The sequence below is a fragment of the Micromonospora mangrovicola genome, from assembly GCF_047200535.1.
Taxonomy (GTDB): domain Bacteria; phylum Actinomycetota; class Actinomycetes; order Mycobacteriales; family Micromonosporaceae; genus Micromonospora.
On record NZ_JBJZOG010000008.1, the window covers coordinates 26,185 to 50,742 of the forward strand.

Annotated in this window: 20 protein-coding genes, 2 pseudogenes and 1 riboswitch; of the genes and pseudogenes, 8 read left to right on the top strand and 14 right to left on the bottom strand. The window is 74.1% G+C overall.

What is annotated here, in order from left to right; all coding sequences use genetic code 11:
- The first annotated feature begins 8 nt into the window (after nucleotides 1-8).
- The gene (locus ACL02O_RS05350) at nucleotides 9-827 is read left to right on the top strand and encodes a DNA-formamidopyrimidine glycosylase family protein (RefSeq protein ID WP_412816820.1); all 819 of its coding nucleotides are present in this window, start codon (nucleotides 9-11) and stop codon (nucleotides 825-827) included.
- Between the two features lie 187 nt (nucleotides 828-1,014).
- Entirely contained in the window at nucleotides 1,015-4,635 is a 3,621-nt protein-coding gene (locus tag ACL02O_RS05355; RefSeq protein WP_412816821.1) for a hypothetical protein, read from the top strand.
- Between the two features lie 7 nt (nucleotides 4,636-4,642).
- On the opposite strand, the gene pspM is transcribed toward ACL02O_RS05355, so the two are convergent.
- From pspM to ACL02O_RS05390, 7 genes are all read right to left on the bottom strand, one after another.
- Nucleotides 4,643-5,422, bottom strand: coding sequence for a phage shock envelope stress response protein PspM (pspM, locus tag ACL02O_RS05360; protein WP_412816822.1), 780 nt, complete (start codon nucleotides 5,420-5,422; stop codon nucleotides 4,643-4,645).
- Nucleotides 5,423-5,439: 17 nt separating this feature from the next.
- Nucleotides 5,440-6,300 carry a PspA/IM30 family protein gene (locus ACL02O_RS05365; protein WP_412816823.1) on the bottom strand — a complete coding sequence of 287 codons (861 nt, stop codon included), beginning with the start codon at nucleotides 6,298-6,300 and terminating at the stop codon, nucleotides 5,440-5,442.
- Nucleotides 6,301-6,473: 173 nt separating this feature from the next.
- On the bottom strand, nucleotides 6,474-6,923 hold the full coding sequence (locus ACL02O_RS05370; protein ID WP_412816824.1) for a helix-turn-helix domain-containing protein: 450 nt from the start codon (nucleotides 6,921-6,923) through the stop codon (nucleotides 6,474-6,476).
- Nucleotides 6,924-7,144: 221 nt separating this feature from the next.
- Nucleotides 7,145-7,726, bottom strand: coding sequence for a CinA family protein (locus ACL02O_RS05375; RefSeq protein WP_412816825.1), 582 nt, complete (start codon nucleotides 7,724-7,726; stop codon nucleotides 7,145-7,147).
- 55 nt (nucleotides 7,727-7,781) lie between these two features.
- The gene (gene pgsA / locus ACL02O_RS05380; protein WP_412816826.1) at nucleotides 7,782-8,363 is read right to left on the bottom strand and encodes a CDP-diacylglycerol--glycerol-3-phosphate 3-phosphatidyltransferase; all 582 of its coding nucleotides are present in this window, start codon (nucleotides 8,361-8,363) and stop codon (nucleotides 7,782-7,784) included.
- Between the two features lie 47 nt (nucleotides 8,364-8,410).
- Complete coding sequence (rimO, locus tag ACL02O_RS05385; RefSeq protein WP_412816827.1) at nucleotides 8,411-9,907, bottom strand: 30S ribosomal protein S12 methylthiotransferase RimO; 1,497 nt, start codon at nucleotides 9,905-9,907, stop codon at nucleotides 8,411-8,413.
- 59 nt (nucleotides 9,908-9,966) lie between these two features.
- Nucleotides 9,967-10,893: an ornithine cyclodeaminase family protein gene (locus ACL02O_RS05390; protein WP_412816828.1), complete on the bottom strand. Its 927-nt coding sequence runs from the start codon at nucleotides 10,891-10,893 to the stop codon at nucleotides 9,967-9,969.
- A gap of 95 nt (nucleotides 10,894-10,988) precedes the next feature.
- Nucleotides 10,989-11,053: riboswitch (guanidine-III (ykkC-III) riboswitch) on the top strand.
- 56 nt (nucleotides 11,054-11,109) lie between these two features.
- Between ACL02O_RS05390 and ACL02O_RS05395 the strand changes: the two genes are divergently transcribed.
- Nucleotides 11,110-11,424 carry a DMT family transporter gene (locus ACL02O_RS05395; protein WP_412816829.1) on the top strand — a complete coding sequence of 105 codons (315 nt, stop codon included), beginning with the start codon at nucleotides 11,110-11,112 and terminating at the stop codon, nucleotides 11,422-11,424.
- Between the two features lie 99 nt (nucleotides 11,425-11,523).
- Entirely contained in the window at nucleotides 11,524-11,769 is a 246-nt protein-coding gene (locus tag ACL02O_RS05400) for a hypothetical protein (RefSeq protein WP_412816830.1), read from the top strand.
- A gap of 126 nt (nucleotides 11,770-11,895) precedes the next feature.
- Here ACL02O_RS05400 and ACL02O_RS34515 read toward each other — a convergent pair whose 3' ends face one another.
- Both ACL02O_RS34515 and ACL02O_RS34520 read right to left on the bottom strand, forming a co-directional pair.
- On the bottom strand, nucleotides 11,896-14,325 hold the full coding sequence (locus ACL02O_RS34515; RefSeq protein ID WP_459560881.1) for a DNA translocase FtsK: 2,430 nt from the start codon (nucleotides 14,323-14,325) through the stop codon (nucleotides 11,896-11,898).
- Nucleotides 14,308-15,831 (bottom strand): annotated as a pseudogene (locus ACL02O_RS34520) (DNA translocase FtsK 4TM domain-containing protein); the annotation flags it as partial. The pseudogene ACL02O_RS34520 and the gene ACL02O_RS34515, both read right to left, overlap by 18 nt.
- Nucleotides 15,832-15,944: 113 nt before the next feature.
- On the opposite strand from ACL02O_RS34520, the gene ACL02O_RS05420 reads away from it, so the two are divergent.
- The 3 genes from ACL02O_RS05420 to ACL02O_RS05430 are packed head-to-tail and all read left to right on the top strand — an operon-like array spanning nucleotide 15,945 to nucleotide 18,301.
- Complete coding sequence (locus ACL02O_RS05420) at nucleotides 15,945-16,424, top strand: type III secretion system chaperone family protein (protein WP_412816831.1); 480 nt, start codon at nucleotides 15,945-15,947, stop codon at nucleotides 16,422-16,424.
- On the top strand, nucleotides 16,421-18,001 hold the full coding sequence (locus tag ACL02O_RS05425; RefSeq protein WP_412816832.1) for a type III secretion system chaperone family protein: 1,581 nt from the start codon (nucleotides 16,421-16,423) through the stop codon (nucleotides 17,999-18,001). Before ACL02O_RS05420 ends, ACL02O_RS05425 begins: the two co-directional genes overlap by 4 nt.
- A 9-nt stretch (nucleotides 18,002-18,010) precedes the next feature.
- Nucleotides 18,011-18,301 (top strand): YciI family protein, encoded by a 291-nt coding sequence (locus tag ACL02O_RS05430; RefSeq protein ID WP_412816833.1) that lies wholly within the window; start codon nucleotides 18,011-18,013, stop codon nucleotides 18,299-18,301.
- 58 nt (nucleotides 18,302-18,359) lie between these two features.
- On the opposite strand, the gene ACL02O_RS05435 is transcribed toward ACL02O_RS05430, so the two are convergent.
- The 5 genes from ACL02O_RS05435 to ACL02O_RS05455 all read right to left on the bottom strand — a co-directional run bounded on the left by ACL02O_RS05435 (nucleotide 18,360) and on the right by ACL02O_RS05455 (nucleotide 24,031).
- Nucleotides 18,360-20,048 carry a ribonuclease J gene (locus tag ACL02O_RS05435; protein WP_412816834.1) on the bottom strand — a complete coding sequence of 563 codons (1,689 nt, stop codon included), beginning with the start codon at nucleotides 20,046-20,048 and terminating at the stop codon, nucleotides 18,360-18,362.
- 52 nt (nucleotides 20,049-20,100) lie between these two features.
- Nucleotides 20,101-21,027, bottom strand: coding sequence for a 4-hydroxy-tetrahydrodipicolinate synthase (gene dapA / locus ACL02O_RS05440; protein ID WP_412816835.1), 927 nt, complete (start codon nucleotides 21,025-21,027; stop codon nucleotides 20,101-20,103).
- Nucleotides 21,028-21,080: 53 nt separating this feature from the next.
- Complete coding sequence (thyX, locus tag ACL02O_RS05445; protein ID WP_412816900.1) at nucleotides 21,081-21,818, bottom strand: FAD-dependent thymidylate synthase; 738 nt, start codon at nucleotides 21,816-21,818, stop codon at nucleotides 21,081-21,083.
- A 289-nt stretch (nucleotides 21,819-22,107) separates the two neighbouring features.
- Entirely contained in the window at nucleotides 22,108-22,668 is a 561-nt protein-coding gene (locus tag ACL02O_RS05450; RefSeq protein WP_412816901.1) for a DUF2752 domain-containing protein, read from the bottom strand.
- 133 nt (nucleotides 22,669-22,801) lie between these two features.
- On the bottom strand, nucleotides 22,802-24,031 hold the full coding sequence (locus tag ACL02O_RS05455; protein ID WP_412816836.1) for a winged helix-turn-helix domain-containing protein: 1,230 nt from the start codon (nucleotides 24,029-24,031) through the stop codon (nucleotides 22,802-22,804).
- 168 nt (nucleotides 24,032-24,199) lie between these two features.
- Here ACL02O_RS05455 and ACL02O_RS05460 point away from each other — a divergent pair.
- A pseudogene (locus tag ACL02O_RS05460) lies at nucleotides 24,200-24,544 on the top strand (GNAT family N-acetyltransferase); the annotation flags it as partial.
- Between the last annotated feature and the right edge of the window lie 14 nt (nucleotides 24,545-24,558).

A 24,558-nucleotide genomic window follows, 5' to 3' on the forward strand; every position in this document is an offset into this window, starting at 1 on the left:
ATGGAGGGGTGCCCGAAGGCGACACCGTCTGGAACACCGCCCGCGTCCTCCAGCGCGCCCTGGCCGGTGCCCGGCTCACCGGCAGCGACTTCCGCGTGCCGCAGCTCGCCACGACCGACCTGACCGGCTGGACCGTCCGGGAGTCGGCCAGCCGGGGCAAGCACCTGCTGCTCCGGCTCACCGCCCCGGCCGAGGCCGGCGGGCCGGCGGCCGCGCGGGACTGGACGCTGCACTCGCACCTGCGGATGGACGGCGCGTGGCGGGCGTACACCCCGGGCGAGCGGTGGGCCGCCCGTCCGGCGCACCTGATCCGGGTCGTGCTCCGCTCCCCCGGCGCGGTCGCGGTCGGCTATCACCTGCACGAGCTGGCGCTGATCCCGACCGCCGAGGAGGAGTCGCTGGTCGGCCATCTGGGTCCGGACCTGCTCGGCCCGGACTGGGACCCAAACGAGGCGGTCCGCCGGCTGGCCGCCCACCCGGACGCGACCATCGGCGAGGCGCTGCTGGACCAGCGCAACCTGGCCGGGGTGGGCAACCTCTACAAGTGCGAGCTGCTCTTCCTGCGCGGGATCTCCCCGTGGACCCCGGTCCACGCGGTGCCCGACCTGCCCGGCACGGTCGCCCTCGCGCAGCGGCTGCTGGCCGCCAACCGCGGACGGTGGACGCAGAGCACCACCGGCTCGTTGCAGCGGGGGCAGACCAGCTACGTGTACGGCCGCCGGGCCCAGCCGTGCCGGCGCTGCGGCACCGCCGTCCGCAGGGAGGAGCAGGGCGAACGGGTGACCTACTGGTGCCCGACCTGCCAGCCGGAGCGCCTCGCCGGCTGACCGCGACGCTCCGGTCCCGTGGAACTTCCACGAACCGGCAAGATCCCCCCGAGATACGGACGATTGGGTACTTCCCTCCCCACCGGCCGGCGTCGCATGCTGCGGTGGAGTGCTCACCGATCGTCAGCAGCACGTACGTCCATCACGCCGGGGTGGTGGACGGCGCGCCCCGACCCCGGGGAGAGCCATGGCCCTGTTCCGCAGATTCCGGCCGGGCTGGGCGGACCGTGCCGTCCGGACCGCCGAGGACCCCACGCCGACCGTGCCCGCCGCCCGGGCGGCCGAGGTGGCCGAGGAGACCGGCGCGGCGACGCCGACCAGCCTGGATCCGGCGGCCGTGCCGCGCTGCTTCGGTCCGGTGCCGAACTTCGCCGGGTCGCCGCTGCCGGCGCTGGACCCGGACGGACGACCGGTGCCCGGCACCGGCATCCGCAAGTTCGTCGACGCGCTGCCGGTGCCGGGTTCGCTCGCCACCCCCGGGCTCGGGGCCCGGCTGCCGGTGGCGGTAGCCGACACCATCACCTGGCCGGGCTGCGACTACTACGAGATCGGGTTGCAGGAGTACACCCAGCGACTGCACCGGGACCTGCCGGCCACCCGGCTGCGCGGCTACCGCCAGCTCAACCTGGGCACCGACGACGCCGGGCACAACACGGTCAGCCCGCCGGACCGGCCGTGGCACCTCGGCCCGATGATCATGGCGCGGCGCGGCCGGCCGGTCCGGATCAAGTTCATCAACCAGCTCCCCACCGGACGGGCCGGCGAGCTGTTCCTGCCGGTCGACGAGACCGTCGACGGGGCCGGCGTCGGGCCGCTGGGCGGTCCCGCGCCCTACCCGCAGAACCGGGCGGTACCGCACCTGGCCGGGTCGCAGACCGCCTGGATCAGCGCCGGCAACCCGTGGCAGTGGGTCACCCCGGCCGGCGAGATCACGCCGTACCCGACCGGGGTGGGGACGACGCCGGTGCCGGACATGCCGGCGCCGGGCGCCGGAGCCACCACGCTCTACTTCCCGAACGACCAGAGCGGCCGGCTGATGTGGCTGCACGACGACACCCTCGGCCTGTCCCGGCTGACCGTCTACTCCGGGCAGCTCGCGCTCTACCTCCTCACCGACCCGGCCGAGGAACGACTGGTCGACGACGGCGTGCTCCCCACCGACCAGCTTCCACTGGTGATTCAGGACAAGACCTTCGTGCCGGACGACGCCCAGCTCGCGGCGCAGGACCCGACCTGGGACCGGGACCGCTGGGGCGCCAAGGGCAGCCTCTGGCACCCGCACGTCTACCAGCCCCGGCAGAACCCGTACCGGAGCACCGGGAGCAACCCCACCGGCCGCTGGGACTACGGCCCGTGGACGCACGACCCGGACGGCGGCGCCAGCCCGTGGGTGGCCCCGGTGCCGAACCCGCACCACGACCCGGTCGCCGAGCCGGACGAGCCGCCGCTGGCGCCGGGCGTGCCGCACCCCTCGGCGGTCCCCGCGGCATACGGGGACACCCCGCTGGTCAACGGGGTGGCCTACCCGTATCTGGAGGTGGAACCGCGGGCGTACCGGTTCCGGATCCTCAACGCCTGCGCGGACCGCAGCCTCAACCTCCAGCTCTACCGGGCCTGCTCGGACGAGCCGATGTGGACCGACGCCGGCGGCCCGGCCGAGCCGGAGGCCGGCGAGGTGCCGATGGTCGACGCGGTGCGAGCGGCCGGGCGGCCGGCGTACTGGCCCACCGACGGGCGCGAGGGTGGGGTGCCCGACCCGCGCGCCGCCGGCCCGGACCTGATCCAGATCGGCAACGAGGGCGGCCTGCTGCCCGCCCCCGTGATGCTGGTCAACCGCCCGGTCGGCTTCCGGTACGACCGGCAGGACCCGACCGTGCTCAACGTGGACGGGCACACCCTGCTGCTCGCCCCCGGCGAGCGGGCCGACGTGGTGGTGGACTTCGCCACCGTCCCGCCGGGCAGCACGTTGATCCTCTACAACGACTGCCCGGCCCCGCTGCCCCGCTTCGACCCCCGCTACGACCACCACACCGACGCCCCGGACCGCACCCCCACCGGCGGCCTGCCCGCCACCCTGCCCGGGTACGGCCCGAACACCCGCACCCTGCTCCAGTTCCGGGTGGCCGGCACCCCGGCCGCGCCGTACGACCGGGCCCGGCTGGCCGCCCGCCTCCCCGGCGCGTACGCGCAGAGCCAGCGACCGCCGATCGTGCCGCAGCCGGCGTACGACGCGGCGTTCGGCACCCGCACCCCCCGGGAGACCCTGGTGCCGGCGCGCGGCACCTCGGTCACCTTCACCCCGGCCGGGTCGGTCGCCCCGGTGACCCTGCCCCTCGAGGTCAAGTCGCTCGGGCAGGTCTTCGAACCCCGCCACGGCCGGGCGGTGGGCCGGCTCGGCGTCGGCCACCCGCTCGCCGGTCCGATCGCCCCGGGGACGCTCCCGCTCGGGCCGGTCGACCCGGCCACCGAGGTGCTGTACGCGACCGATCCCGCCACCCCGGTCGGCGGGCCGGCCGACGGCACCCAGTTCTGGCGGATCGTGGGCGACGCGCCGGCCACCCACCCGGTGCACGTCGAGGGCGGCGACCTGCAAGTGGTCAACCGGGTCGGCTGGGACGGCACCATCCGCCCGCCCGACGGCGGCGAGCTGGGCTGGAAGGAGACCGTCCGGGTCAACCCGCGCGAGGATGTGATCGTGGCGCTGCGCCCGGTCCCGCCCACCCTGCCCTTCAAGATCGGCGACAGCGTACGGCTGCTCGACCCGGCCCGCCCGCCCGGCGTACGGCTCGACGCCAGCCCGGTCAGCCCGGTCGACGGGCGGCCGTCGATCGTGGTCAACCAACCGGTCAACCTGGGCTGGGAGTACCGCTGGGGGAGCCGCGCGGCGGGGCTGCGCGACCAGGGCATGAGCCGGCCGCTGGTGCTGCGGGTCGCGCCGAAGGCCCCGACCGGGCTGACCGCCACCCCGGCGCCCGGCTCGGCCACCGCGCTGCCGGCCATCGCGCTCGCCTGGACGGGCAACGGCAGCCGCCCGCCGGCCACCAGCCACCGGCTGCAACGAGCCACCGACGCCGGCTTCACCGCCGGGCTGACCGAGATCACCGTGGCGGCCACCGCCACCCGGTACACCGACGCGACGGTGACCCCCGGGGTCACCTACCACTACCGGATCCGGGCGGAGAACGCGGTGAGCTGCTCGGCCTGGTCGAACAGCATCCCGGCCGCCGTGCGGCTCAGCTCCCCGGCGAAGCTGACCGCGGCCGTGCCGCCGGCCGCGCCGCTGCGGGTCGCGCTGCGCTGGGCGAACCGGTCGTTCGCCACCGGGGTGGACGTGCAGCGGGCGACCAACCCGACGTTCACCAGCGGACCGGGCACCACCGCCATCACGGTCGGCGAAGCCCACCTCGACCCGGCGGTCGCCCCGGACACCACGTACTACTACCGGGTCCGCACCACGTACCTGGGTGCGGCCTCACCCTGGTCCACGGTGGCCACGGTGACCACCCCAGCCCGCCCGGCGGTGCCCACCGCGGTGTGCGCCACCGCCACCGCGCCCACGCCGGACACCGCCGTGGTGATCCTGAACTGGGCGGCCGACACCTCGACCGGCCCGGGCTCCGGCTTCGTCGTGCAGCGGGCCACCGACCCGGGCTTCAGCCGGGAGGTGGAGAACTTCACCGTCACCGGCCGGGGGTTCACCAACACCGGTCTGGCCCGGGGCGTCGTCTACCACTACCGGATCCGCGCGTACAACGTGGTCGGCACCTCCACCTGGACCACCCCGGTCCCGGTCACCACCCCCGACTGACCGCGGGTCAGGGGGTGCGGAGCGGCGGGTGTGCGGTGCGGAGTTCGGCGAGGGCGGCGGCGACGCCGTGCAGAAGGTCGGTGGCCTCGGTGAGGCGGGACGCGGCCGGATGTTCGGTGGTCGGCCGGGCGTCCTCGGCGAGGTAGCCGGCGGCGGCCACCACCAGCCGCTCGTACGCGGCCACGCCGCTCTCCAACTGGGCGGCCAGGGTGGCGTGCGCCTCGGCGAGCGACCCCCGGGCCTCCGCCGGGGCCAGCTTGAGGGCGCGTTCGACACCGGCCACCCGGTGGGCGAGGTCGCGCAGCGAGCGGTCGGCCTCCGCGGCCTCGCGGACGGCCGGCTCGGCCAGCCCGTCGAGCCGAACGGCCATCCCGGCCAGGGTCGACGACGCCCGGTCCAGCCGGGCCCACGCCTGCGCCACGGTGGTGCCGCGCAGCGCCAGGCGGGACCGGGCCCGGCGTACCTCGGCGAGGACGCCCGGGCCGACGGGGAGGCGCTCCACGGCGGCGACCAGCCGGGCGCGGGAGCGGGCCGCGGCCTCGGCCGGATCGAGGGCGGGCGGTGCCGGCACGGCGGCGAGGGCCCGCAGGTCGGCCCAGCGCCAGGCGGCGACCGCGATGGCGCTGCCGGCGGCGCCGGCCCAGACCGCGTCCGGCAGGCCGAGCCCGGCGTACGGGGTCAGCACCGCCGCCGCGCCGCCGAGCCCGCCGGCCAGGACGCTCCACCGGCGTGCGGAACGCCGCAACCGGCGCAGTCGACGAAAGTGTCGCGCCCGCTCGTCCGCCATCGTCCGCTCCCCGCGTCTCAGCTGGTGGTGGTCTCCCCGGTGCCGCGCTCCCGGCTCATGCTGGCCCGGATCTGGTCGAGGCGGGCGGCGGCCGCCGGGTCGGCGGCCGGGGCGGGCTGCCCCACGGCCGGGCGCTCCTGCCCGCCGGTGAGCTGCTCGCCGGCCATGCTCGACCGGATCTGCTCCAGTCTCGCCGATCCGGCCGAGTCGAGCGTCGCCTTCTGGATCTCCAGCATCCGGCCCTCGACCGAGTTGCCGGCCAGTTCGGCCCGGCCCATCGCGTCGGCGTACCGGCGCTCGATGCGGTCCCGGACCTCGTTCAGGGACGGGGTGCTGCCCGGGGCGGTGAGCGAGGACATCGACTCCAGCGAGCGGGCCACGCTCTCCTGCATCTTGGCCTGCTCCAGCTGGCTGAGCAGCTTGGTCCGCTCGGCCAGCTTCTGCTGGAGGATCATCGAGTTGTTCTCGACCGCCTTGCGCGCCTGAGCGGCCGCGCCGAGCGCCTGGTCGTGCAGGGTCTTCAGGTCCTCGGTGGCCTGCTCGGCGGAGACCAGCTGGGTGGCGAGGAGCTGGGCGGACTGCTCGTACCGGCCCGCCTCGGTCTCGTCACCGCGGGCACGGGCCTGGTCGGCGAGGACCAGGGCCTGCCGGGCGTTCGCCTGGAGCTGCTCGACCTCGGACATCTGCCGGGACAGCTTCATCTCGAGCTGGCGTTGGTTGCCGATCACCGCCGCCGCCTGCTGGACCAGCGCCTGGTGCTGCCGCTGGGCCTCCTCGATGGCCTGCTGGATCTGCACCTTCGGGTCGGCGTGCTCGTCGATCTTCGCGCCGAAGAGCGCCATCAGGTATTTCCAACCCTTGACGAACGGGTTCGCCATCTCCGCGTTGTCCCCTCAGTAGCGTCGCGCCGCCTCGACCGGGCCGGGCGGGATCGACCGGTGAGTCGCGCGGTGTGCCTCCATCGTCCCAGGCGTACACCAGCGTGACACCTGGACAACCCTGATCAACAGTACGCGGCGGCCGCCACCGGAGGCCATGCCCTGACGCGGGTTCAGGCGGCGCAGACCACGTCGCGGTCCGCGGGGCGGACCCGGGTGCTGCGCAGCGTCGCCTTGAGCGGCGAGTCCTGCCGGACCTGGACCGACACCGACCCGTCCGAGGAGACCTGCCGGACGCCCCGGTTGGTCGCCTTGCGGACCACCGGCGGGGCGACCGGCGTCGGCTCGACCGGCTCGCCGGCCACCGGCACCAGCACGCCCGGCATCTGCTCGGCCAGGGCGACCGTGTCGCTGACCTCACGGAGCAGCTCGGAGAGGCGGGCGCCGAGCGCGTCGCAGATCGCGGCCAGCAGCTCGCTGGACGGCTCCTTCTGACCCCGCTCGATCTCCGAGAGGTAGCCGAGGCTCACGTTGGCGGCGGAGGAGACCTCACGGAGGGTGCGGTGCTGCCCCTGCCGGCGCGCCCGCAGTGCGTCACCGATCACCCGGCGTAGCAGGACCATCGCACCTCCCCCTGACGGGACCACCATCTCCGGCCGACCGTACCGCGCCGGACGCGGTCGCCCGCCCCCGACGCCGACCGTCGGAGCCTTCCCGCAACCGTACCCGTTGCCGGGCCCGCCGACATCCCGCCCCACCCCTCGAATTGCGCCGTTCCGGCCGCCGGGACGGTTTCCGGCCCGGCCGGCCGGCGCGCCCGCGGTCGGGCGTGTCGCCACCCGGCTCACCGGCGGCCCGCTCCGGCCGGGTCGGCAGCGTCGACCAGGCCGGTCGCGGTCGGGTCCGCCGCGTCGGGACCGCCGTTCGCGGCCTGGATCCGTTCGGTGAGCAACCGCAGCGCCTCGATCACCGCGGCCCCACGGATCCGGTCCCGCCCGCCGTCGAGGTCGAGCCGGCGGACCGTGGTGCCGCCGGGCCCGGCGGCGGCGACGTACACCAGGCCGACCGGCTTGCCGTCCTGCGGCTCCGGCCCGGCCACGCCGGTGGTAGCCAGGCCCCAGTGGGCGCCGCACCGCCGACGCCCACCCTCGGCGAGCGCGGCGGCCACGTCCGGGTCCACCGGTCCGCGCTCCCTGAGCAGGTCCTCGGGTACGCCGGCCAGCTCCGACTTCAACTCGGTGGCGTAGACCACCAGGCCGCCCCGGTAGACGCCGCTCACTCCGGCGATCTCCACGATCGTGCTGGCGAGCGCCCCGCCGGTGAGCGACTCGACGGTCGCCAGGGTCTCGCGCCGTTCGTGCAGGCTGTGCACGACGAACGCGGCCCGACCCGCCTCGACCCGCTCGTGCGTCGCGTCCGTCCCCATGGTCAACACCTCTTCCCCGGCGACCCGGCCCTCATCCTTGCAGCCGCAGGGGCGGTCAGGGAGTGGGGCGGCGCAGGCGCACGGCCTGGGCGACGTAGTCGAAGCCGGTGACCACGGTGACCACGACCGCCGCGCCCATGATCCACGGACCGACCTCGGCCAGCGCGGCGGGCATCGGCCAGAGGTACCAGGTGATGGCGAGGATCTGGAGCGCAGTCTTGATCTTGCCGCCCCGGCTGGCGGCGATGACGCCGTGCCGGATCACCCAGAACCGCAGGGCGGTGATACCCAGCTCACGGGCGAGGATCACCGCGGTCACCCACCAGGGCAGGCGGTCGTAGACGGAGAGCAGCACCAGCGCGGCGCCGGTGAGCGCCTTGTCGGCGATCGGGTCGGCGACCTTGCCCAGCGAGGTGACCAACCCGAACCGGCGGGCGATCCAGCCGTCCACCAGGTCGGTCACCGAGGCGATCACGAAGATCAGACAGGCGACCATCCGCCAGCCGGCGTGGCTCATCCCGGACGCGACCACCGTCGCGGCGAAGACCGGCACCAGCACCAGCCGCACCGCGGTCAGCACGTTCGCGGCGTTGAACAGGGGCACCCGGGACGCCACCGTCGACTCCGCCCCGGTCATACCTGGCACCGCACCACGTGGCTCCCCCGCTCCGTCCGGGCCCGTCGTCACCGTGCCGCGCCGGGCGCCGCCGAGATCATCTCATCCGGCACGGCGACCAGGTCGACACCCTCGGTCGCGGTGACCGTGGCCCGGACCAGGTCGCCCGGTCGCAGCGCGGCCAGGTCGACCCCGCCGTCGGCCGGCGCGACCAGGGTGGTCGAGCCGTCGACCTCGGGCGCCTGGTGGGCCGCACGCCCCTCGACCACGCCGTCGGTGACCGTGTCGACCAGCACCTCGACCGTCGAGCCGAGCCGCTCCTCGGCCCGCTGGGAGCAGAGCTCGTCGGCGAGCGCGGCGAGCTTGTCGTACCGCCGCTTGACGGTGGCGGCGCTGACCTTGCCGGGCAGGCCGGCGGCCTCGGTGCCGTCCTCGTCGCTGTAGTCGAACACGCCGATCGCGTCCAGCCGCGCCTCGGTCAGGAACCGGACCAGCTCGTTGACATCCTGCCGGGTCTCGCCCGGGAAGCCGACGATGAAGTTGCTGCGCGCGCCCGCCTCCGGCGCCAGGGCGCGGGCGGAGGCGAGCAGCTCCAGGAAGCGGTCGGTGGAGCCGAACCGGCGCATCCGGCGCAGTACCGGCTCGCTGGAGTGCTGGAACGACAGGTCGAAGTACGGCGCGACGCCGGGCGTGGTGGCGATCACCTCGACCAGCCCGGGCCGGGTCTCGGCCGGCTGGAGGTAGCTGGCCCGGACCCGGACGATCCCGTCGATCGCGGCGAGCTGCGGCAGCAGCTTCTCCAGCGCCCGGGGGTCACCGAGATCCTTGCCGTACGAGGTGGAGTTCTCGCTCACCAGCACCAGCTCGCGGACGCCGGTCTTGGCCAGCCACTCCGCCTCGGCGAGCAGCTCGTCCGGGGTGCGCGAGACGAACGCCCCGCGGAACGCCGGGATGGCGCAGAACGCGCAGCGCCGGTCGCAGCCGCTGGCCAGCTTGAGCGAGGCGACCGGCCCGGTGTCGAGCCGGTGCCGCAGCACCTGCCGCAGATGCGCCGGGGTGCGCTCGTCGGGCTCGGTGGTCACCCGGGTCGGGGTGCCATGGCCGGGCAGCGACACCGCCGCCTCGCGCCGCTTCACCGGGGTGAGCGGCAGCAGCTCCCGGCGGTCCCGCGGGGTGTGCGCGTCGATGGCCTCGCCGGCCACCACCGCGTTCAGCCGGGCGGAGATCTCCGGGTAGTCGTCGAAGCTCAGCACCGCCTGCGCCTCGGGGAGGCTCTGCGCCAGCTCGCGGCCGTACCGCTCGGCCATGCAGCCGGCGGCGACCACCCGGGCGCCGGTGTCGGCGGCGGCGAGCAGCGTCTGGATCGAGTCCTGCTTGGCCTTCTCCACGAAGCCGCAGGTGTTCACGACCACCACGTCGGCACCCTCGCCGTCGGTGGTCACCTGCCAGCCGTCGGCGTGCAACCGGGCGGCCAGCTCCTCCGAGTCGACCTCGTTACGGGCACAGCCCAGCGTCAGCAGGGCGACGCGGCGGCCGTTGTCGTTAGGGGAGGTGGCAGACACCATCCGAGGGTACCGGGCCGCGCCGGGAACCCGACGACACCCGCCCGCCGGCATCGGCGACCTCACACCACCGGCGCGGCGCCCACCCGGGCCAGGCGGTCGAGCAGGAAGACCTCGGTGCCGGCCAGGCCGGTGGAGCAGAAGACCGAGATCTGGTCCGCGCGGGTGCGGCCCGGCGCCGCCCCGGCCAGCACCGCACCCAGGTCGCGCAGCCGGCCGGCGTACGGCTCGACGGCGGCCAGCATCGGCGGGCTGTACGCGGCGGCCTGCGCGGGCGAGTCGGTGACCAGCACCTCGGCGGCGTCCAGCAGGTCGGGGCCGAACTCGTGCCGGTTGACCTGCTTGAAGCCGACGGTGTTGACGTGGGTCCCCGGGGCGAGGTCGGACGCCGCGAGCACGGGGGTGGTGCTGGTGGTGGCGAGCACCACCACGTCCCGCTGCCGCACCGCCTCGGCGGCCGAACCGACCGCGCGGGCGGGCACGCCCAGCTCGGCCCGGACCCGGGCGGCGAACGCCTCCCGGCGAGCCGACGAGCGGCTGTGCACCGTCACCTCACGCAGGGGGCGGACCGCGGCGGCGGCCCAGACCTGGCTCCACGCCTGGCGGCCCGAGCCCACCACGCCGAGGGTGGCCGCGTCCGGGCGGGCCAGCGCGTCGACCGCGACCCCGCCCAGTCCCCCGGTACGCCGGGAGCCCAGCTCCTCACCCACGGCGATGGCCCGTACCGCGCCGGTGCCCGCGTCGTGCAGCACGACGAGTTGGCCGCTCTCCGGGTGCCCGAAGGTGTCGTACGACCGGAATCCGTACCACTCGCCGGTGAGGTGGCCGGCGGTGAGCACCATCCGGCCGCCGCCGAGCGGCGCGGACGCCCGGGGCGGGGCGATCAGCCGACCCTCGTACGCGGCCAGCAGCGCGTCCCGCATGGCGGCGACGGTGAGCGGGGCGTCCACGGCGGCGGCGACGTCCTCGTCGGAGAAGAGCACGGTCATGAGGACCATGATGCAACCTGAAGTTCGCGTTAACTCCAGTGGTGGTGGTCTTCGTCACCGTACCGGCCCCGTCGTCCCGCCGGTGCTACCGTCGGGCTCGGCGGCCCCTGCCGCCCCGGACGAGTGGTGGGCGTACCCGGTGAGGCCAAGACGCCCCGCGTGACCCCGCCCCGTCCCGGCCACCACGGCCGGGCCCACCCGTCAGAGGTGATCGTCATGGCCTGGTTCGTGCTGGTGCTGTCCGGACTGCTGGAGGCAGCGTGGGCGGTCGCCCTCGACCGCAGCGCCGGCTTCAGCCGCCTCCTCCCCTCGACCGCCTTCGTCGTCTCGCTGGCGGCGAGCATGGCCGGCCTGGCGTACGCGCTGCGCGACATCCCGCTCGGCACCGCCTACGCGGTCTGGGTCGGTATCGGGGCGATGGGCACGGCACTGGTCGGCATGGTCGCGCTGCGTGAGCCGGCCACTCTCCCCCGGATCGGCTGCCTGCTGCTGGTGGGCGCCGGTGTGGTCGGGCTGAAGCTCTTTCGCTGAGCTGCCTGAAACAGCCTCCGCGTCCGGTTTGGTGGCGGGTGCGTCGCGGGTAGTGATTGCTCACCCCACCAGAAGGATCGATACATTACGGAGGACACCATGGCTGACCTGCATGCCACCGCCCGCCCGCGCAGCAGCGCGGCACGCGTCTGCACGATCATCGCGTTCGTGTTCGCGGTCATCGCGATCTTCTTCCTGCCGCCGCTGTTCGGCCTGGTCGGCCTGGTGCTCGGCATCGTCGGCGCGGTGCTCGGCGACAAGCCGCTCGGCTGGTACGCCGCCGCCGCGAGCGTGGTCGGCGCCATCCTCGGCATGATCATCGGCTACGCGATCATGAACTCCTGAGCCACGCCTACCAGCGAGGGCCCGCCGGTCTCCGGCGGGCCCTCGGCGTGCGCGGACCGTCCCCGACTCGGCGCCACCTCGCCGTCCCTGAGCCGAGCCGAAAGGGCCGGGCAGGGGCCGACCGGGTCAGTCCTCGGCACCGCGCAGGCCGACCAGGACCTCCTCCAGCTCGTCCGGCTTCACCAGGACGTCGCGGGCCTTCGAACCCTCGGACGGACCGACCACGCCCCGGGTCTCCATCAGGTCCATCAGCCGGCCCGCCTTGGCGAAGCCGACCCGCAGCTTGCGCTGGAGCATCGAGGTCGAGCCGAACTGCGAGGTGACCACCAGCTCCACCGCCTGCACCAGCAGGTCCAGGTCGTCGCCGATGTCCTCGTCGATCTTCTTCTTGCTGTCCTGCGCGACGGTCAGCACGTCCGGACGGAACTCCGGCTCGCGCTGGTCCTTGCAGAACTTCACCACGTCGGTGATCTCGCGCTCGGTCACCCAGGCGCCCTGGATGCGGATCGGCTTCGACGCGCCCATCGGCAGGAAGAGGCCGTCACCCCGGCCGAGCAGCTTCTCCGCGCCCGGCTGGTCGAGGATGACCCGCGAGTCGGCCAGGGACGAGGTGGCGAACGCCAGCCGGGACGGCACGTTCGCCTTGATCAGGCCGGTGACCACGTCCACCGAGGGGCGCTGGGTGGCCAGCACCAGGTGGATACCGGCGGCCCGGGCGAGCTGGGTGATCCGGACGATGGAGTCCTCCACGTCCCGCGGCGCGACCATCATCAGGTCCGCCAGCTCGTCCACGATCACCAGCAGGTACGGATACGGCCGCAGCTCCCGCTCGCTGCCCGGCGGGGTCTTGATCTCGCCGTTGCGCACCTTGCGGTTGAAGTCGTCGATGTGCCGGACCCCGTTGGCGGCGAGGTCGTCGTAGCGCATGTCCATCTCGCGGACGACCCATTCCAGGGAGTCGGCCGCCTTCTTCGGGTTGGTCACGATCGGGGTGACCAGGTGCGGGATGCCCTCGTAGCCGGTCAGCTCGACCCGCTTCGGGTCGACCAGCAGCAGGCGTACCTCGTCCGGGGTGGCCCTGGTCAAGATGGACACGAGCAGGGAGTTGAGCAGACTGGAGTTGTGAGTCGGGACGAGGGTGCGACCGGCCAGAAACAGATGACTCGGGCTGTCCACCTGGATGCACCGCACCGGGACCGACGGCACCGGTCGCACATCCACGATAAAACGCCGTGAGGTGCTCGGACGACTTTCCGTAACCTGGCGGACCAGCTTCCGGGTGAGCCGGAAGACCTTGTCCTTCGGGGTGAAGTGGATGCGGTAACAGGTCGAAGTCTCGGGGCGTCTGCCCTTGACCGCCCTCGTGGTCATGGTCGCCTGGTAACCGAGGCCGAGAACGAGATCGAGGGCATCGTGCGCGAGCCGCTCGCAGGTGAGTGCGAGTTCGACACCACCGCGCTTCGACACCGTACCGTCGGTGTCCAACAAGCCGGCCAGCAGTGCCCGTCGCTGGCTCTCGGACGCCCGCAGGTAGGCCGGCGGAATGTGCTTCTCACCGATTTCTCGGAAGAGAGCGCCCATCGTGCGGTACGGCACACGATCCTCGACCGGAACCGACTCCGCCGGCAGGTCGCCCTCTGGCACCGCCCCCTTGCGGGCCCAGTAAACGGCAGTGACAGACACCCCGACCCGTCGGGCGGCGGCCGGCCCGCTCATGCCCTGCTCCGTCAGGCGCAGGGCTTCCAGGATGCGGAGCTTGCGTTCCTGCCGGTTGGAAATCGTGTACTGGATCCGGCCGCCGGGCTGCTTGATGACCTCGTAGCCATCCAGCCGGATCTGGTCCAGGATCTCGTCGTCGGCACAGGTCAAGCTGGCCGCGCCTGTCGTTCCGTCCCCTAGCCAGCAGCCCAGGGTGTACGGCGCGATGGGCAGCTCCTGCTCGGGGCAGAGCAGCGGCCGAGCCACATCGACCGCGTGGTTCGCCCACTGGCCGTTGGGGCCTACGCGCAGGCTCGCCGCGATCTCCCGGGTTGTCACAGTCTCTTCGTCGTGGTGCCTTCTACCGCCCGAACGGCCGGGGGCAAGGATCCGCTGGGACAGCGCCTCATACACGCGGTGGCGAGAGTAGGTCGGCACCCATCGGGTGATCCGGCGACCGCCACGGTGGTACGGCATCCGGCCAAGTGACTGTTCCTTCGGCACCTCCCGGAGCACCTGGTAGAGGAGGTTCCGGAACTGCTCGCCGAGATCCGTCACCACCTCGCTGGTGGATACCGGCCGATCAGGCTCGTCCAGCACCTCTCGAGTCCGACGAGAGATCAGCTCACGATCAGCTTCCGCCCAGTAGGAGCCGTCCTTCCACCGGTGCTTGCGCTGAGTGCGTCCGGCCCGAGTTGTCGTCCGCCACTCGTGGCCGGCGTCGGCCACGATGACCGTGCCGTCCGAGAACTCGACCTCGTAACACGGGCGACCGTGCATGACAGGGGTCGCCGCAAGCACCGTGCACGGCCGCCCGTCTTCGTCGAACACCTGATCGCCCACACGCAGGCCACCCATCGTGGACCAACCGACAGGCGTGGCGATCGGCGTGTCCATGGCCAGAGCCTTACCGGCTCCGGTCGCGCCTGCCACAAGAATGTGCGGCATCTTGGCCAGGTTGGCGACGACGTAACCGCCCTCGATGTCCTTGCCCAGCGCCACCACCATCGGGTGGTGGTCGCTGGTGGCCGCCCGCGACCGCAGCACGTCGCCGAGCGCCACGTTCTCCGGGTCGGTGTTGGGGATCTCCACGCCGACCGCGCTCTTGCCCGGGATCGGGCTGAGGATCCGCACGTCCGGCGACTTCACCGCGTACGCGATGTTGCGGGAGAGCTGGGTGATCCGCTCGACCTTGACGCCCGGACCCAGCTCGACCTCGTACCGGGTGACCGTCGGCCCGCGGGTGAACCCGGTGACCGCGGCGTCCACGTCGAACTGGTCGAAGACGCCGGTCAGCGCCGCGATCACCTCGTCGTTGGCCTTGCTCCGGGTCTTCGGTGCCGCGCCGCTGCCCAGCATGTTGGCCGGCGGCAGGGTGTAGTCGCCGGCCATCCCGGTGAGCGCGAGCTGCTCGGCCCGGGTGGGTAGCGGCGAGTGCTCGGGCGGCTTGCGGCTCGCCGGCACCTTGCCGGGCCGCTTGCGCGGCAGTACCAGGGTGTCCTGCAGGTCGACGCCGTCGAGGTCGTCGGCCGGGTCCTCCTCGGGGTCCAACGGCGGCGGCAGCCGCTTGGCCGGCCGCTTCCGGGCCGGCTTCGGCGTCTCCTCGGTCTCGGCGTCCGGCCCCGCCGGCGACGCGACCAGGGTGCCGGCGAGCAGCCCGAGCCGCTCGGGGATCTTGTTGATCGGGGTCGCGGTGACCACCAGCAGGCCGAAGAGCAGCAGCAGGACGAGCAGTGGCACCGCCACCCAGGCGGTGACCGCGGACTCCAGCAGGTTGCCGACGCCGGCGCCGATCAGGCCGCCCGCGTAGTCGCGCTGAACCGCGTCGACCGGCTCCTGTCCGATGTGCAGCATCGCCGCGGTGGCGAGCAGCATCGAGCCCCAGCCGACCAGGCCGCGACCGCGGTGCGCGGGGTCGGCGGGGGTACGCAGCAGCCGCCAGGCGCCGATCATCAGCAGCACCGGCAGCACGATGGCGATCGCGCCGAGGAAGAGCCGGACGGTGTCGGCGAGGCGGGCGCCGACCGGGCCGGCGCCGCCGAACCAGATGGCCACCGCACTGAGAATGGCGAAGCCGAACAGCAGCAGCCCCGCGCCGTCGCGGCGATGCTCCGGGTCGAGGTCACGGGCGGAGGCGGCCTGCCGCCCGGCGGCCCGGACCGCCCAACCCAGGCCGTGCGCCAGCCCCATCCACAGGGCGCCGACCGCCCGTCCGACGTAGACGGCCGGGCCGGGCCGGGCCGCCGGCCGCCGCCGGGGAGCCGCCCTGGTGGACTTCTTGGCCGGCTGGCGGGCACGGCTGTTCGTGGTACCGCGCGGCGACGCGCCGCGCCGCCGGCTCGCCTGAGAGGTACGGCCCGCCATAGAGTCACCGTAACGGCGGGACCCGGCAGATCGCCGCTTTTCCGGGTCGTGTCCGCGCGTCGCAGCACGGACCGGGCCGTCGTCTGTGTTATTCGCCTCAGAAGGGATGCCCGATGGCGTCGCCGGAGATCGAGGACGGTCCGGACGGCCCCCTGGCCGGACACCCGCAGACGCTGCGGCCACTGACCGTGCAACTGGTCGCCGCCGTGCTGGCCGCCCGCGGGTACGCGGTGGTCCAGGACGCCGACGGCGACCTGGTCGGCCGCTGGGCGGAGAGCCTGATCTGGTTCCACCGCCGGGGCGCCGACGGGGAGCTGCTCCAGATCCGCACCGTCACCGCGCCCCGCTTCGGCATCGAGCAGGTGCCCGCCCTGTACGCCTTCTGCAACTCGTGGAACCACGACCGGCTCTGGCCGAAGGCGTTCGTGCACGTCGCCGACGACGGGCTGGCCCAGGTCTGCGGCGAGGTGACCACCGACCTGGAACGCGGGGTCACCCCGCACCAGCTCGACCAGCTCATCGACTGCGGCGTCTCGGCCGGCTGCCAGCTGGCCACCGCCGTGGACGGCCTGCCCGGCGGGTCGGTCCCATGACCACCTCCCGCGACCGGGGGCTGGCCGACGCCCTCGCCGACGCCCTCGACCTGCCCGACGGGGAGGCCCGCTGCGCCGAACTGGACCGGATCGCCGCGCGGGCCGACGCCACCGGCGACGTGCGAACCGGGCTGGCGGCGCGGCTCGCACTGATGGAGGCGTACCTGCACCTGGGCGAGCGGTGGCGGCTGGTGGAGGCGGTCCACCGCTGTCTGGCTGTGCTGGACGGCACCCCCGGGCTGGCCGACAGCCGCCCCGGCGACGTCGACCGGCTGCACCGGCACCTGCGGCAGGCGGTCGAGGCGGTCCTCGGCACCCCCCGGGTCGGCCTGGACCAGGCCCGGTCTCTGTTGGACGACCTCGCCGACCGGCTGGGCCCCGACGCCGAGCCCGTGGCCGAGCTGCGCTGCCGGCTCGCCGACCACCTCGGCGACGAGCCGACCGCCCGGCGGGAGTACGACCGCTGGCGCGCCGCCCTCCCCCACCCGGCCGCCGGCTGCCCCGGCTGCGCGCCGGCCCGGCAGGCCGAGCTGCTGGCCGGCTGGGGCGAGGCGGCCGAGGCCCTGGCGGCGCTGGCTCCGGTGCGCGACGGCGCGGTGGACTGCACCGACCAGCCGGAACGGGCCCTGGTGGCCGGGCTGCTGCCGTGGCTGCGCACCGGCGAGGCGGCGCGGGCCGCCCGGGCGCACGTCCGGGCGTACCGCCGGCACCGCCGGGAGGGCGCGGCGTTCCCGCTGCTCGCCGGGCACCTCCGGTTCTGCGCGCTGGGCGGGCACCTGGCGCACGGGCTGGACGTGCTGGCCGAGCAGCTGCCCCGGCTGGACCACCCGGCGGACGACCTGTCCGCGATGGAGTTCGCCGCCGCCGGGTCGCTGCTCTGCGCGCTCGCCGTCGAGGCCGGCCTCGGCGAGCGGCGGATCCACCGACCCGGTCACGGCGCCCGGCCGGCGGCCGAGGTCGACGTGTCCACCCTCGGCGCACACCTGCAGACCCTCGCCACCACCCTCGCGGGCAGCTTCGACGCCCGTAACGGCACCGGGCACCAGTCCGGCCGGATCGCGTCCTGGCTGGCCGGGCGGCCGCTCGCCGAGCCGGTGCCGCTGCCCACCGAGGACGAGGTCGACGACGGTCCCGAAGACGAGCCGGGCCCGCCGGGCGAGGAGGAGCTCGCCCCGCTGAGCCTGGCGCTGCTCACCGCCGCCCTGGACGCCCGGGGCGACGGGTACGCGGTGGAGCCGGACGGCACGGTGGTCGGGCGGTGGGGCTCGGCGGTGGTCCAGTTCCGCCGGATCGGGCAGCAGGGGGAGATCCTGCACGCCCGGGCGGTGGCGACCCGCCGGCTCCCGGCCACCCGCCGGGCCGAGGCGTACGCGTTCTGCAACGCCTGGAACCACGACCGGCTGCTGCCCGCCGCGTACGTGCACGACCCGGGCGACGGGGCGCTGGTGCTGGCCGCCGACGTCACCACCGACCTGGCGTACGGGGTGGCCCCGGCACAGCTCGTCGTGCTGGTCACCGCCGCGGTGAGCACGGGGGTGGCGTACGCCGACGCGGTCACCGCACTGCCCGGCGGCTAGCATGCCCGGGTGTTCGTGGTGACCCTGAGCTACCTGACCGGCCTGGACCGGGTCGACGCCGCCCTGCCCGACCATCTGACCTGGCTGGACCGCCAGTACACCGACGGCATCTTCCGCGCCTCCGGCCGCAGGGTTCCCCGCACCGGCGGGGTGATCCTGGCCGCCGGGGTGGACCGCGCCGAACTGGACCGCCGGCTCGCCACCGACCCGTTCGCCGAGCGGGGCGTGGCCGCGTACGAGGTCACCGAGTTCGTCGCCAGCCGGGTCGCCGCCGGCCTGGAGCCGATGCGCGAGGGCTGACCCGGCCCGGACCGTGGCGAGGCCGGCCCACCGCGGACGGCGGGCCGGCGGGCGACGGTCAGACCTCGACGACGGTCGGGACGATCATCGGGCGTCGACGGTACGCGTCGTTGACCCAGCGACCGACGGTGCGCCGGACGATCTGCTGGAGCTGGTGCGGGTCGGTGATGCCGTCCGCGGCGGCCCGGTTCAGCGCCTCGGTGACCAGCGGGACCACCGGGCTGAACGCCGCCGGGTCCTCGGAGAAGCCCTTCGCCGAGACGGTCGGGCCGCCGACCACCTTGCCCGTGACCGAGTCGACCACGACGGTGGCGGCGATGAAGCCGCCGTCGCCGAGGATCCGCCGCTCGGTGAGCAGCGACTCGCTGACGTCACCGACCGCGAGCCCGTCGACGTAGACGTACCGGCTCTTCACATGGCCGACCAGGCTGGCCCGCCCGTCGACCAGGTCGACGACGTCGCCGTCCTCGCAGAGCACCACCCGGTCCGGCGCGACGCCGGACTCGATGCCGAGCCGGGCGTGCGCCCGCAGGTGCCGCCACTCGCCGTGCACCGGCATCAGGTTGCTCGGGCGGGTGACGTTGAGCAGGTAGAGCAGCTCGCCGGCGGGGGCGTGGCCGGAGACGTGCACCTTGGCCACGTCCTTGTGGATCACGGTCGCGCCGGCCCGGGCCAGCCGGTTGATCACCCGGTAGACCGAGGTCTCGTTGCCGGGCACCAGCGAGCTCGCCAGCACCACGGTGTCGCCCGGCGCGATGGTGATGTGCCGGTGGTCGCCGCTGGCCATCCGGCCCAGCGCGCTCATCGGCTCGCCCTGCGAGCCGGTGGACATCAGCACGATCTGCTCGGGCGGCAGCGCGGTCGCCTCCTCCAGCCCGACCACCAGGCCCGGCGGGATGTTGAGCAGGCCGAGGTCGCGGGCAATGCCCATGTTGCGGACCATGGACCGGCCGATCAGCGCGACCTTGCGGCCGTGCTCGGCGGCCGAGTCGAAGACCTGCTGCACGCGGTGCACGTGCGAGGCGAACGACGCGACGATGATCCGGCCCCGGGCCTTGGCGAAGATCGAGTCGAGCACGGGCCCGATCTCCCGTTCCGGGGTGACGAAGCCGGGGATCTCCGCGTTGGTGGAGTCGGACAGCAGCAGGTCCACGCCCTCGGCGCCGAGCCGGGCGAACCCGGCCAGGTCGGTGATCCGGCCGTCCAGCGGGAGCTGGTCCATCTTGAAGTCGCCGGTGTGCAGGACCAGGCCCGCGCCGGTGCGGATGGCGACGGCAAGGGCGTCCGGGATGGAGTGGTTGACCGCGAAGAACTCGCACTCGAACGGGCCGAGCCGCTCGCGCCCGCCTTCGGCGACGGTCAGCGTGTACGGCTGGATCCGCCGCTCGGCCAGCTTCGCCTCGACCAGCGCCAGGGTGAACTGCGAGCCGACCAACGGGATGTCCGGCTTGTGGGCGAGCAGGTAGGGCACCGCGCCGATATGGTCCTCGTGGCCGTGGGTGAGGACGATCGCCTGGACGTCGTCGAGCCGGTCCAGGATCGGGCCGAAGTCCGGCAGGATCAGGTCCACGCCCGGCTGCTCGACGTCGGGGAAGAGCACCCCGCAGTCGACGATCAGCAGCTTGCCCTCGTACTCGAAGACCGTCATGTTCCGGCCGATGGCGCCGAGTCCGCCGAGCGGGATGATCCGCAGTCCGCCCTCCGGCAGCGGCGGGGGAAATTCACCCTCGATGTGCGCCTCGGTCACGCGTCCACCTCATTCTGCGACGCCGTCAGCCGGCGTCCGTCGTGTCGTTCGGTCATTCGGGAAGGGTCAGGCCCGCCGCCGCGCAGTCGGCGCGCAGCTGGGCCAGTTCGTCCGCGGTGGCGTCCACCAGGGGCGGCCGCACCGGGCCGGCCGGCAACCCCTTGGCCGCCAGGCCCGCCTTCACCAGGATCACGCCCTGGGTACGGAAGATACCGGTGTACAGCGGCAGCAGACGCCGGTGCAGCGCCAGCGCGGCGGCGGTGTCGCCCGCCTCGTACGCCTCGATCATCTGCTTGGTCTGCGCCCCGGTGAAGTGGGTCGAGGTGCCGACCACACCCACCGCGCCGACCGCGAGGGCGGGCAGGGTCAGCGAATCCTCACCGCTGTAGTAGGCCAGGTCGGACCGGCTGAGCACCCAGGACGTGGCGGTGAGGTCGCCCTTTGCGTCCTTGACCGCGACGATCCGGCCGTGCTCGGCCAGCTTGACCAGGGTGTCGGTGGCGATCGCCGTGCCGGCCCGGTGCGGAATGTCGTACAGCATGATCGGCAGCCCGGTGGCGTCGGCGACCGCGGTGAAGTGGCGCAGCAGCCCGCTCTGCGGGGGCTTGTTGTAGTACGGGGTGACCACCAGCAGGCCGTGCGCGCCGGCCTTCTCCGCCTGCCCGGCCAGCTCGGTGGTGTGCCGGGTGTCGTTGGTCCCGACGCCGGCGAGGATCCTGGCCCGGTCGCCGACCGCCTCCGCCACGGCGCGGATCAGCGACTCCTTCTCCGCGTCGGTGGTGGTCGGCGACTCGCCGGTCGTGCCGTTGAGCACCAGCGCGTCGTTGCCCTGCTCGTCGACGAGATGCTGAGCCAGCCGGATGGCGCCGTCCAGGTCCAGGGAGCCCTCGGCGGTGAACGGGGTCACCATGGCCGTGATCAGTCGCCCGAACGGGCGGGACGCGCCCCGTTCGGGGGCGGCAGGGTGGTCGTGCGTCATGTTCACAACCTAGCGGACGACCACCGGGAGCCCGGTGGCGAAGGGCGCAGGACTCACTCGGCGTGCGGGCTGGCCGCCACCTCCGTGCCGTCGGGCAGCGTGGAGATCGCGAAGTCGGCGAAGACGTTCGGCGCGACCCCCTGGAGCTGCCGCAGGCACTCGATCGCCAGCTCGCGGATCTCCACGTCGGCGTGCTCGGTGGCGCGCATCTTGATGAAGTGCCGCCAGGCCCGGTAGTTGCCGGTGACCACGATCCGGGTCTCGGTGGCGTTCGGCAGCACCGCCCGGGCGGCCTGCCGGGCCTGCTTGCGGCGCAGCGTCGGGTTGGGCTCGTCGACGAAGCGGGCCTCCAGGCCCTCCAGCAGTTCGGTGTACGCCCGGACGGACGCCTCGGTCGCCTCGACGAACTTCTTGTGCAGCTCCGGGTCGTCGGCGATCACCGCCGGCTCGACCATGGCCGCGTCCCGCTCCGGCACGTAGCGCTGGGAGAGCTGGGAGTACGAGAAGTGCCGGTGCCGGATCAACTCGTGGGTGAAGGACCGGGAGACCCCGCTGAAGTAGAAGCTCACCGAACCGTGCTCCAGCACGGAGAGGTGGCCCACCTCGAGGATGTGCGCCAGGTAGCCGGCGTTGGTCGCGGTGGAAGGGTTCGGCTTCTTCCAGCTCTGGTAGCAGGCCCGGCCGGCGAACTCGGCGAGGGCCTGGCCGCCGTCGGCGTCGGTCGACCACGGCACCTCGTCCGGGGCCTGGAACTGGGTCCACGCGATCAGCTTGACCTGGGGCTGCACCATCTCCGGCATTCCTGCGACTGTAGTGGCCCCCGGCCCGGTCGCGAAACTTGGGCGCGCGGACGTGAAACGGCGCACCAGCAGCGAATCTTGGACACTTTCCGTCCGTCCCGCGCGGCAAGTGTCCAAGATCTCGCAGCGCTCCCGGCGCCGCGCGACCCACCTCGATCAACTCGACCTGCCGCGGAGGGCGGAATCCGACGCGCCGGACACCACGCTCTGCCGTACAACGAGTGGATCACCAGGCGAATGCCGGTCGCGGCGGCGCGGCGCGGCGCGGTCGCGGGAGCGGTCAGACGTAGAGCGAGGTGAACGGGGCCCAGGGCAGGTTCCGGGCCACCGAGAAGGCGAACCAGATCGCCAGGAAGCCGCCGATCACCTTGGGGCTGATCTGCAGCTCCGGCAGCCGCCAGCCGAAGGCCCGGTTCCCGGCCCAGGTGACGAAGAGGTACGCCAGGAAGGGCAGCGAGAAGACGAAGAGGAAGTGGTGCCGGGCGGCGGCCGGCAGGTCGCCGTGCAGCACATACCAGAGCGCGCGGGTGCCGCCGCAGCCCGGGCAGTCCAGCCCGGTGGTGAGCTTGAGCAGGCAGGTCGGGCGGGCGTCCGGGTCGCTGTGCGTGGGGTCGCTGACCAGCGCGTACGCCATGCCGACGCCCACGCAGCCGAGCGCCGCGAGGGGCACCGCCCAACGGGGGGCGCGGGCGTGCAGGCGCAGCACGAGCCGGGTGAACCGGTCCGGCTCGACCTGGTAGCTCGCCCCGGCGGGCCAGATCGGCGAGCTCCCGGCGGTCATGCTCGCCTCGCCCGGCCCACCGGCGGTCATGATCGCCTCGCCCGGCCCACCGGCGGTCATGATCGCCTCGGCGTGCGGACCGGCGGGGAGAACCGCCTGGGCAGCCGGGGCCGGGCCGCCGGGGCCGGTCGGTGGGACGGGGACCGTCTGCGGGTCGGCCGGGGCGCCGGGCCGGTCAACGCTCGTCACGCGCTCACCGTACACCCGCCACGCCCGCCAGCGCGGCGGCCAGCGGGACCGCCAGGTCGCCGGCCCCGGGCGGGGCCACCGCATCCAGGCCGAGCCAGCCGGCGAGCCGGTGCAGCTCGGCGGCCAGGGCCACCGCCGTCTCCCCCGGATCCGCCCCCGGCTCCAGCCAGGCCGCCGGCACCAGCAGCACCCCGGACCTCCGGTCGGCCTTGAGGTCGACCCGGGCGGTGAACCGCTCGCCCTGCAGGAACGGCAGCACGTAGTAGCCGTACACCCGCTGCGGGGCGGGCACGTAGATCTCGATGCGGTAGGTGAAGCCGAAGAGCCGCTCGGCGCGGGTCCGCTCCCACACGATCGGGTCGAACGGGCTGACCAGGGTGTTGCCGCGCACCCAGCGGGGCAGCCGGGCCTGGGCGTGCAGGTACGCCGGCTGCCGCCAGCCCTGAACGGTGACCGGGGTCAGCTCGCCGGCCTCGACCAGCTCGGCGACCGCCCGCCGGGCACCGGCCACCGGCAGCCGGAAGTAGTCGCGCAGCTCCGGCTCGGCCGCCACGCCGAGCGACCGGGCGGCGACCGCGACCAGGGTGCGGTGGGCGTCGGCCTCGGTCGGGGTGGGAGCGTCGAGCACGGCGGCCGGAAGCACCCGTTCCGGCAGGTCGTAGCGGCGGGCGAAGGAGGGGGTGCGGTCGGCGGCGGTCACCTCGCCGGCCCAGAACAGGTATTCCAGGGCCCGCTTGACGGTCGACCAGTTCCAGCCCCAGTTGCCGGTCTCCCGGGGCGCGTCGTGCTCGATCTCGGCGGCGGTGAGCGGCCCCCGGTCGGCCACCTCGTCGCGGACCCAGGCGACCAGCTCGGGCTGCTCCTGGGCGATCCGGCGCATCCCGCCCCAGGACTCGTCGCGGGCCCGGGCCATCCGCCAGCGCAGCGCCGGGTGCAGGCCGACCGGGACCAGCGACGCCTCGTGCCCCCAGTATTCGAAGAGGTCGCGGGGACGCCGGTAGGCGGCGGCGTCGAGCAGGGCCGTCGGGTAGGGCCCGAGCCGGCTGTAGAGCGGCAGGTAGTGCGCGCGTTGCAGGACGTTGACCGAGTCCATCTGGATCAGCCCGACCCGGTCCAGCACCCGGCGCAGGTGGCGGCGGGTGGGCGCGCCGGTGGGCGCCGGGTCGGCGAAGCCCTGGGCGGCGAGCGCGATCCGCCGGGCCTGGGCGAGCGAGAGCGATTCCGGTGCGGCCATCGTCGGGGACCCTAGTCGACCGGTGCGACACGACAGCGGACGCTGGACCGGTCACCGCCGGGGGCATAGAACGGACAGATGCTCACCATCCGCCGGGAGGAGCCGGACGACGCCGAAGCGATCGCCCGGGTGCACGTGCACAGTTGGCAGGCCGGGTACGCCGGGATCATGCCGGACGAGGTGCTGGGCCGGCTCAACCCGGTCGCCTGGGCGCAGCGCCGCCGCGACCTCGGCACCGCCGATCCGGAACACCCGTTCACCACGCTGCTCGCCGAGGCCGACGGGGCGGTCACCGGCTTCACCACCTTCGGGCCGTACCGGAACAACCAGGACCGGGGCGACCTCGACCCGAGGTACGGCGAGATCGTGGCGATCTACCTGGAGCCGGCGCACTGGGGCACCGGGACCGGACGGGCGCTGTTCGCCGCGGCCCGGGCCGGGATGGCCGGGCGGGGCTGGACGGAGTACCGGCTCTGGGTGCTCGCCGACAACGCCCGGGCCCGCCGCTTCTACGAGCGGGCCGGCCT

Excerpts from the sequence above, each read along its gene's own strand:
- ACL02O_RS05355 (WP_412816821.1), top strand. The coding sequence starts at position 1,015 with ATGGCCCTGTTCCGCAGATTCCGGCCGGGCTGGGCGGACCGTGCCGTC.
- pspM (WP_412816822.1), bottom strand. The coding sequence starts at position 5,422 with ATGGCGGACGAGCGGGCGCGACACTTTCGTCGACTGCGCCGGTTGCGG.
- ACL02O_RS05365 (WP_412816823.1), bottom strand. The coding sequence starts at position 6,300 with ATGGCGAACCCGTTCGTCAAGGGTTGGAAATACCTGATGGCGCTCTTC.
- ACL02O_RS05370 (WP_412816824.1), bottom strand. The coding sequence starts at position 6,923 with ATGGTCCTGCTACGCCGGGTGATCGGTGACGCACTGCGGGCGCGCCGG.
- ACL02O_RS05375 (WP_412816825.1), bottom strand. The coding sequence starts at position 7,726 with ATGGGGACGGACGCGACGCACGAGCGGGTCGAGGCGGGTCGGGCCGCG.
- pgsA (WP_412816826.1), bottom strand. The coding sequence starts at position 8,363 with ATGACCGGGGCGGAGTCGACGGTGGCGTCCCGGGTGCCCCTGTTCAAC.
- rimO (WP_412816827.1), bottom strand. The coding sequence starts at position 9,907 with ATGGTGTCTGCCACCTCCCCTAACGACAACGGCCGCCGCGTCGCCCTG.
- ACL02O_RS05390 (WP_412816828.1), bottom strand. The coding sequence starts at position 10,893 with ATGACCGTGCTCTTCTCCGACGAGGACGTCGCCGCCGCCGTGGACGCC.
- ACL02O_RS05395 (WP_412816829.1), top strand. The coding sequence starts at position 11,110 with ATGGCCTGGTTCGTGCTGGTGCTGTCCGGACTGCTGGAGGCAGCGTGG.
- ACL02O_RS05400 (WP_412816830.1), top strand. The coding sequence starts at position 11,524 with ATGGCTGACCTGCATGCCACCGCCCGCCCGCGCAGCAGCGCGGCACGC.
- ACL02O_RS34515 (WP_459560881.1), bottom strand. The coding sequence starts at position 14,325 with ATGGGTGGCCTGCGTGTGGGCGATCAGGTGTTCGACGAAGACGGGCGG.
- ACL02O_RS05420 (WP_412816831.1), top strand. The coding sequence starts at position 15,945 with ATGGCGTCGCCGGAGATCGAGGACGGTCCGGACGGCCCCCTGGCCGGA.
- ACL02O_RS05425 (WP_412816832.1), top strand. The coding sequence starts at position 16,421 with ATGACCACCTCCCGCGACCGGGGGCTGGCCGACGCCCTCGCCGACGCC.
- dapA (WP_412816835.1), bottom strand. The coding sequence starts at position 21,027 with ATGACGCACGACCACCCTGCCGCCCCCGAACGGGGCGCGTCCCGCCCG.
- thyX (WP_412816900.1), bottom strand. The coding sequence starts at position 21,818 with ATGGTGCAGCCCCAGGTCAAGCTGATCGCGTGGACCCAGTTCCAGGCC.
- ACL02O_RS05450 (WP_412816901.1), bottom strand. The coding sequence starts at position 22,668 with ATGACCGCCGGTGGGCCGGGCGAGGCGATCATGACCGCCGGTGGGCCG.
- ACL02O_RS05455 (WP_412816836.1), bottom strand. The coding sequence starts at position 24,031 with ATGGCCGCACCGGAATCGCTCTCGCTCGCCCAGGCCCGGCGGATCGCG.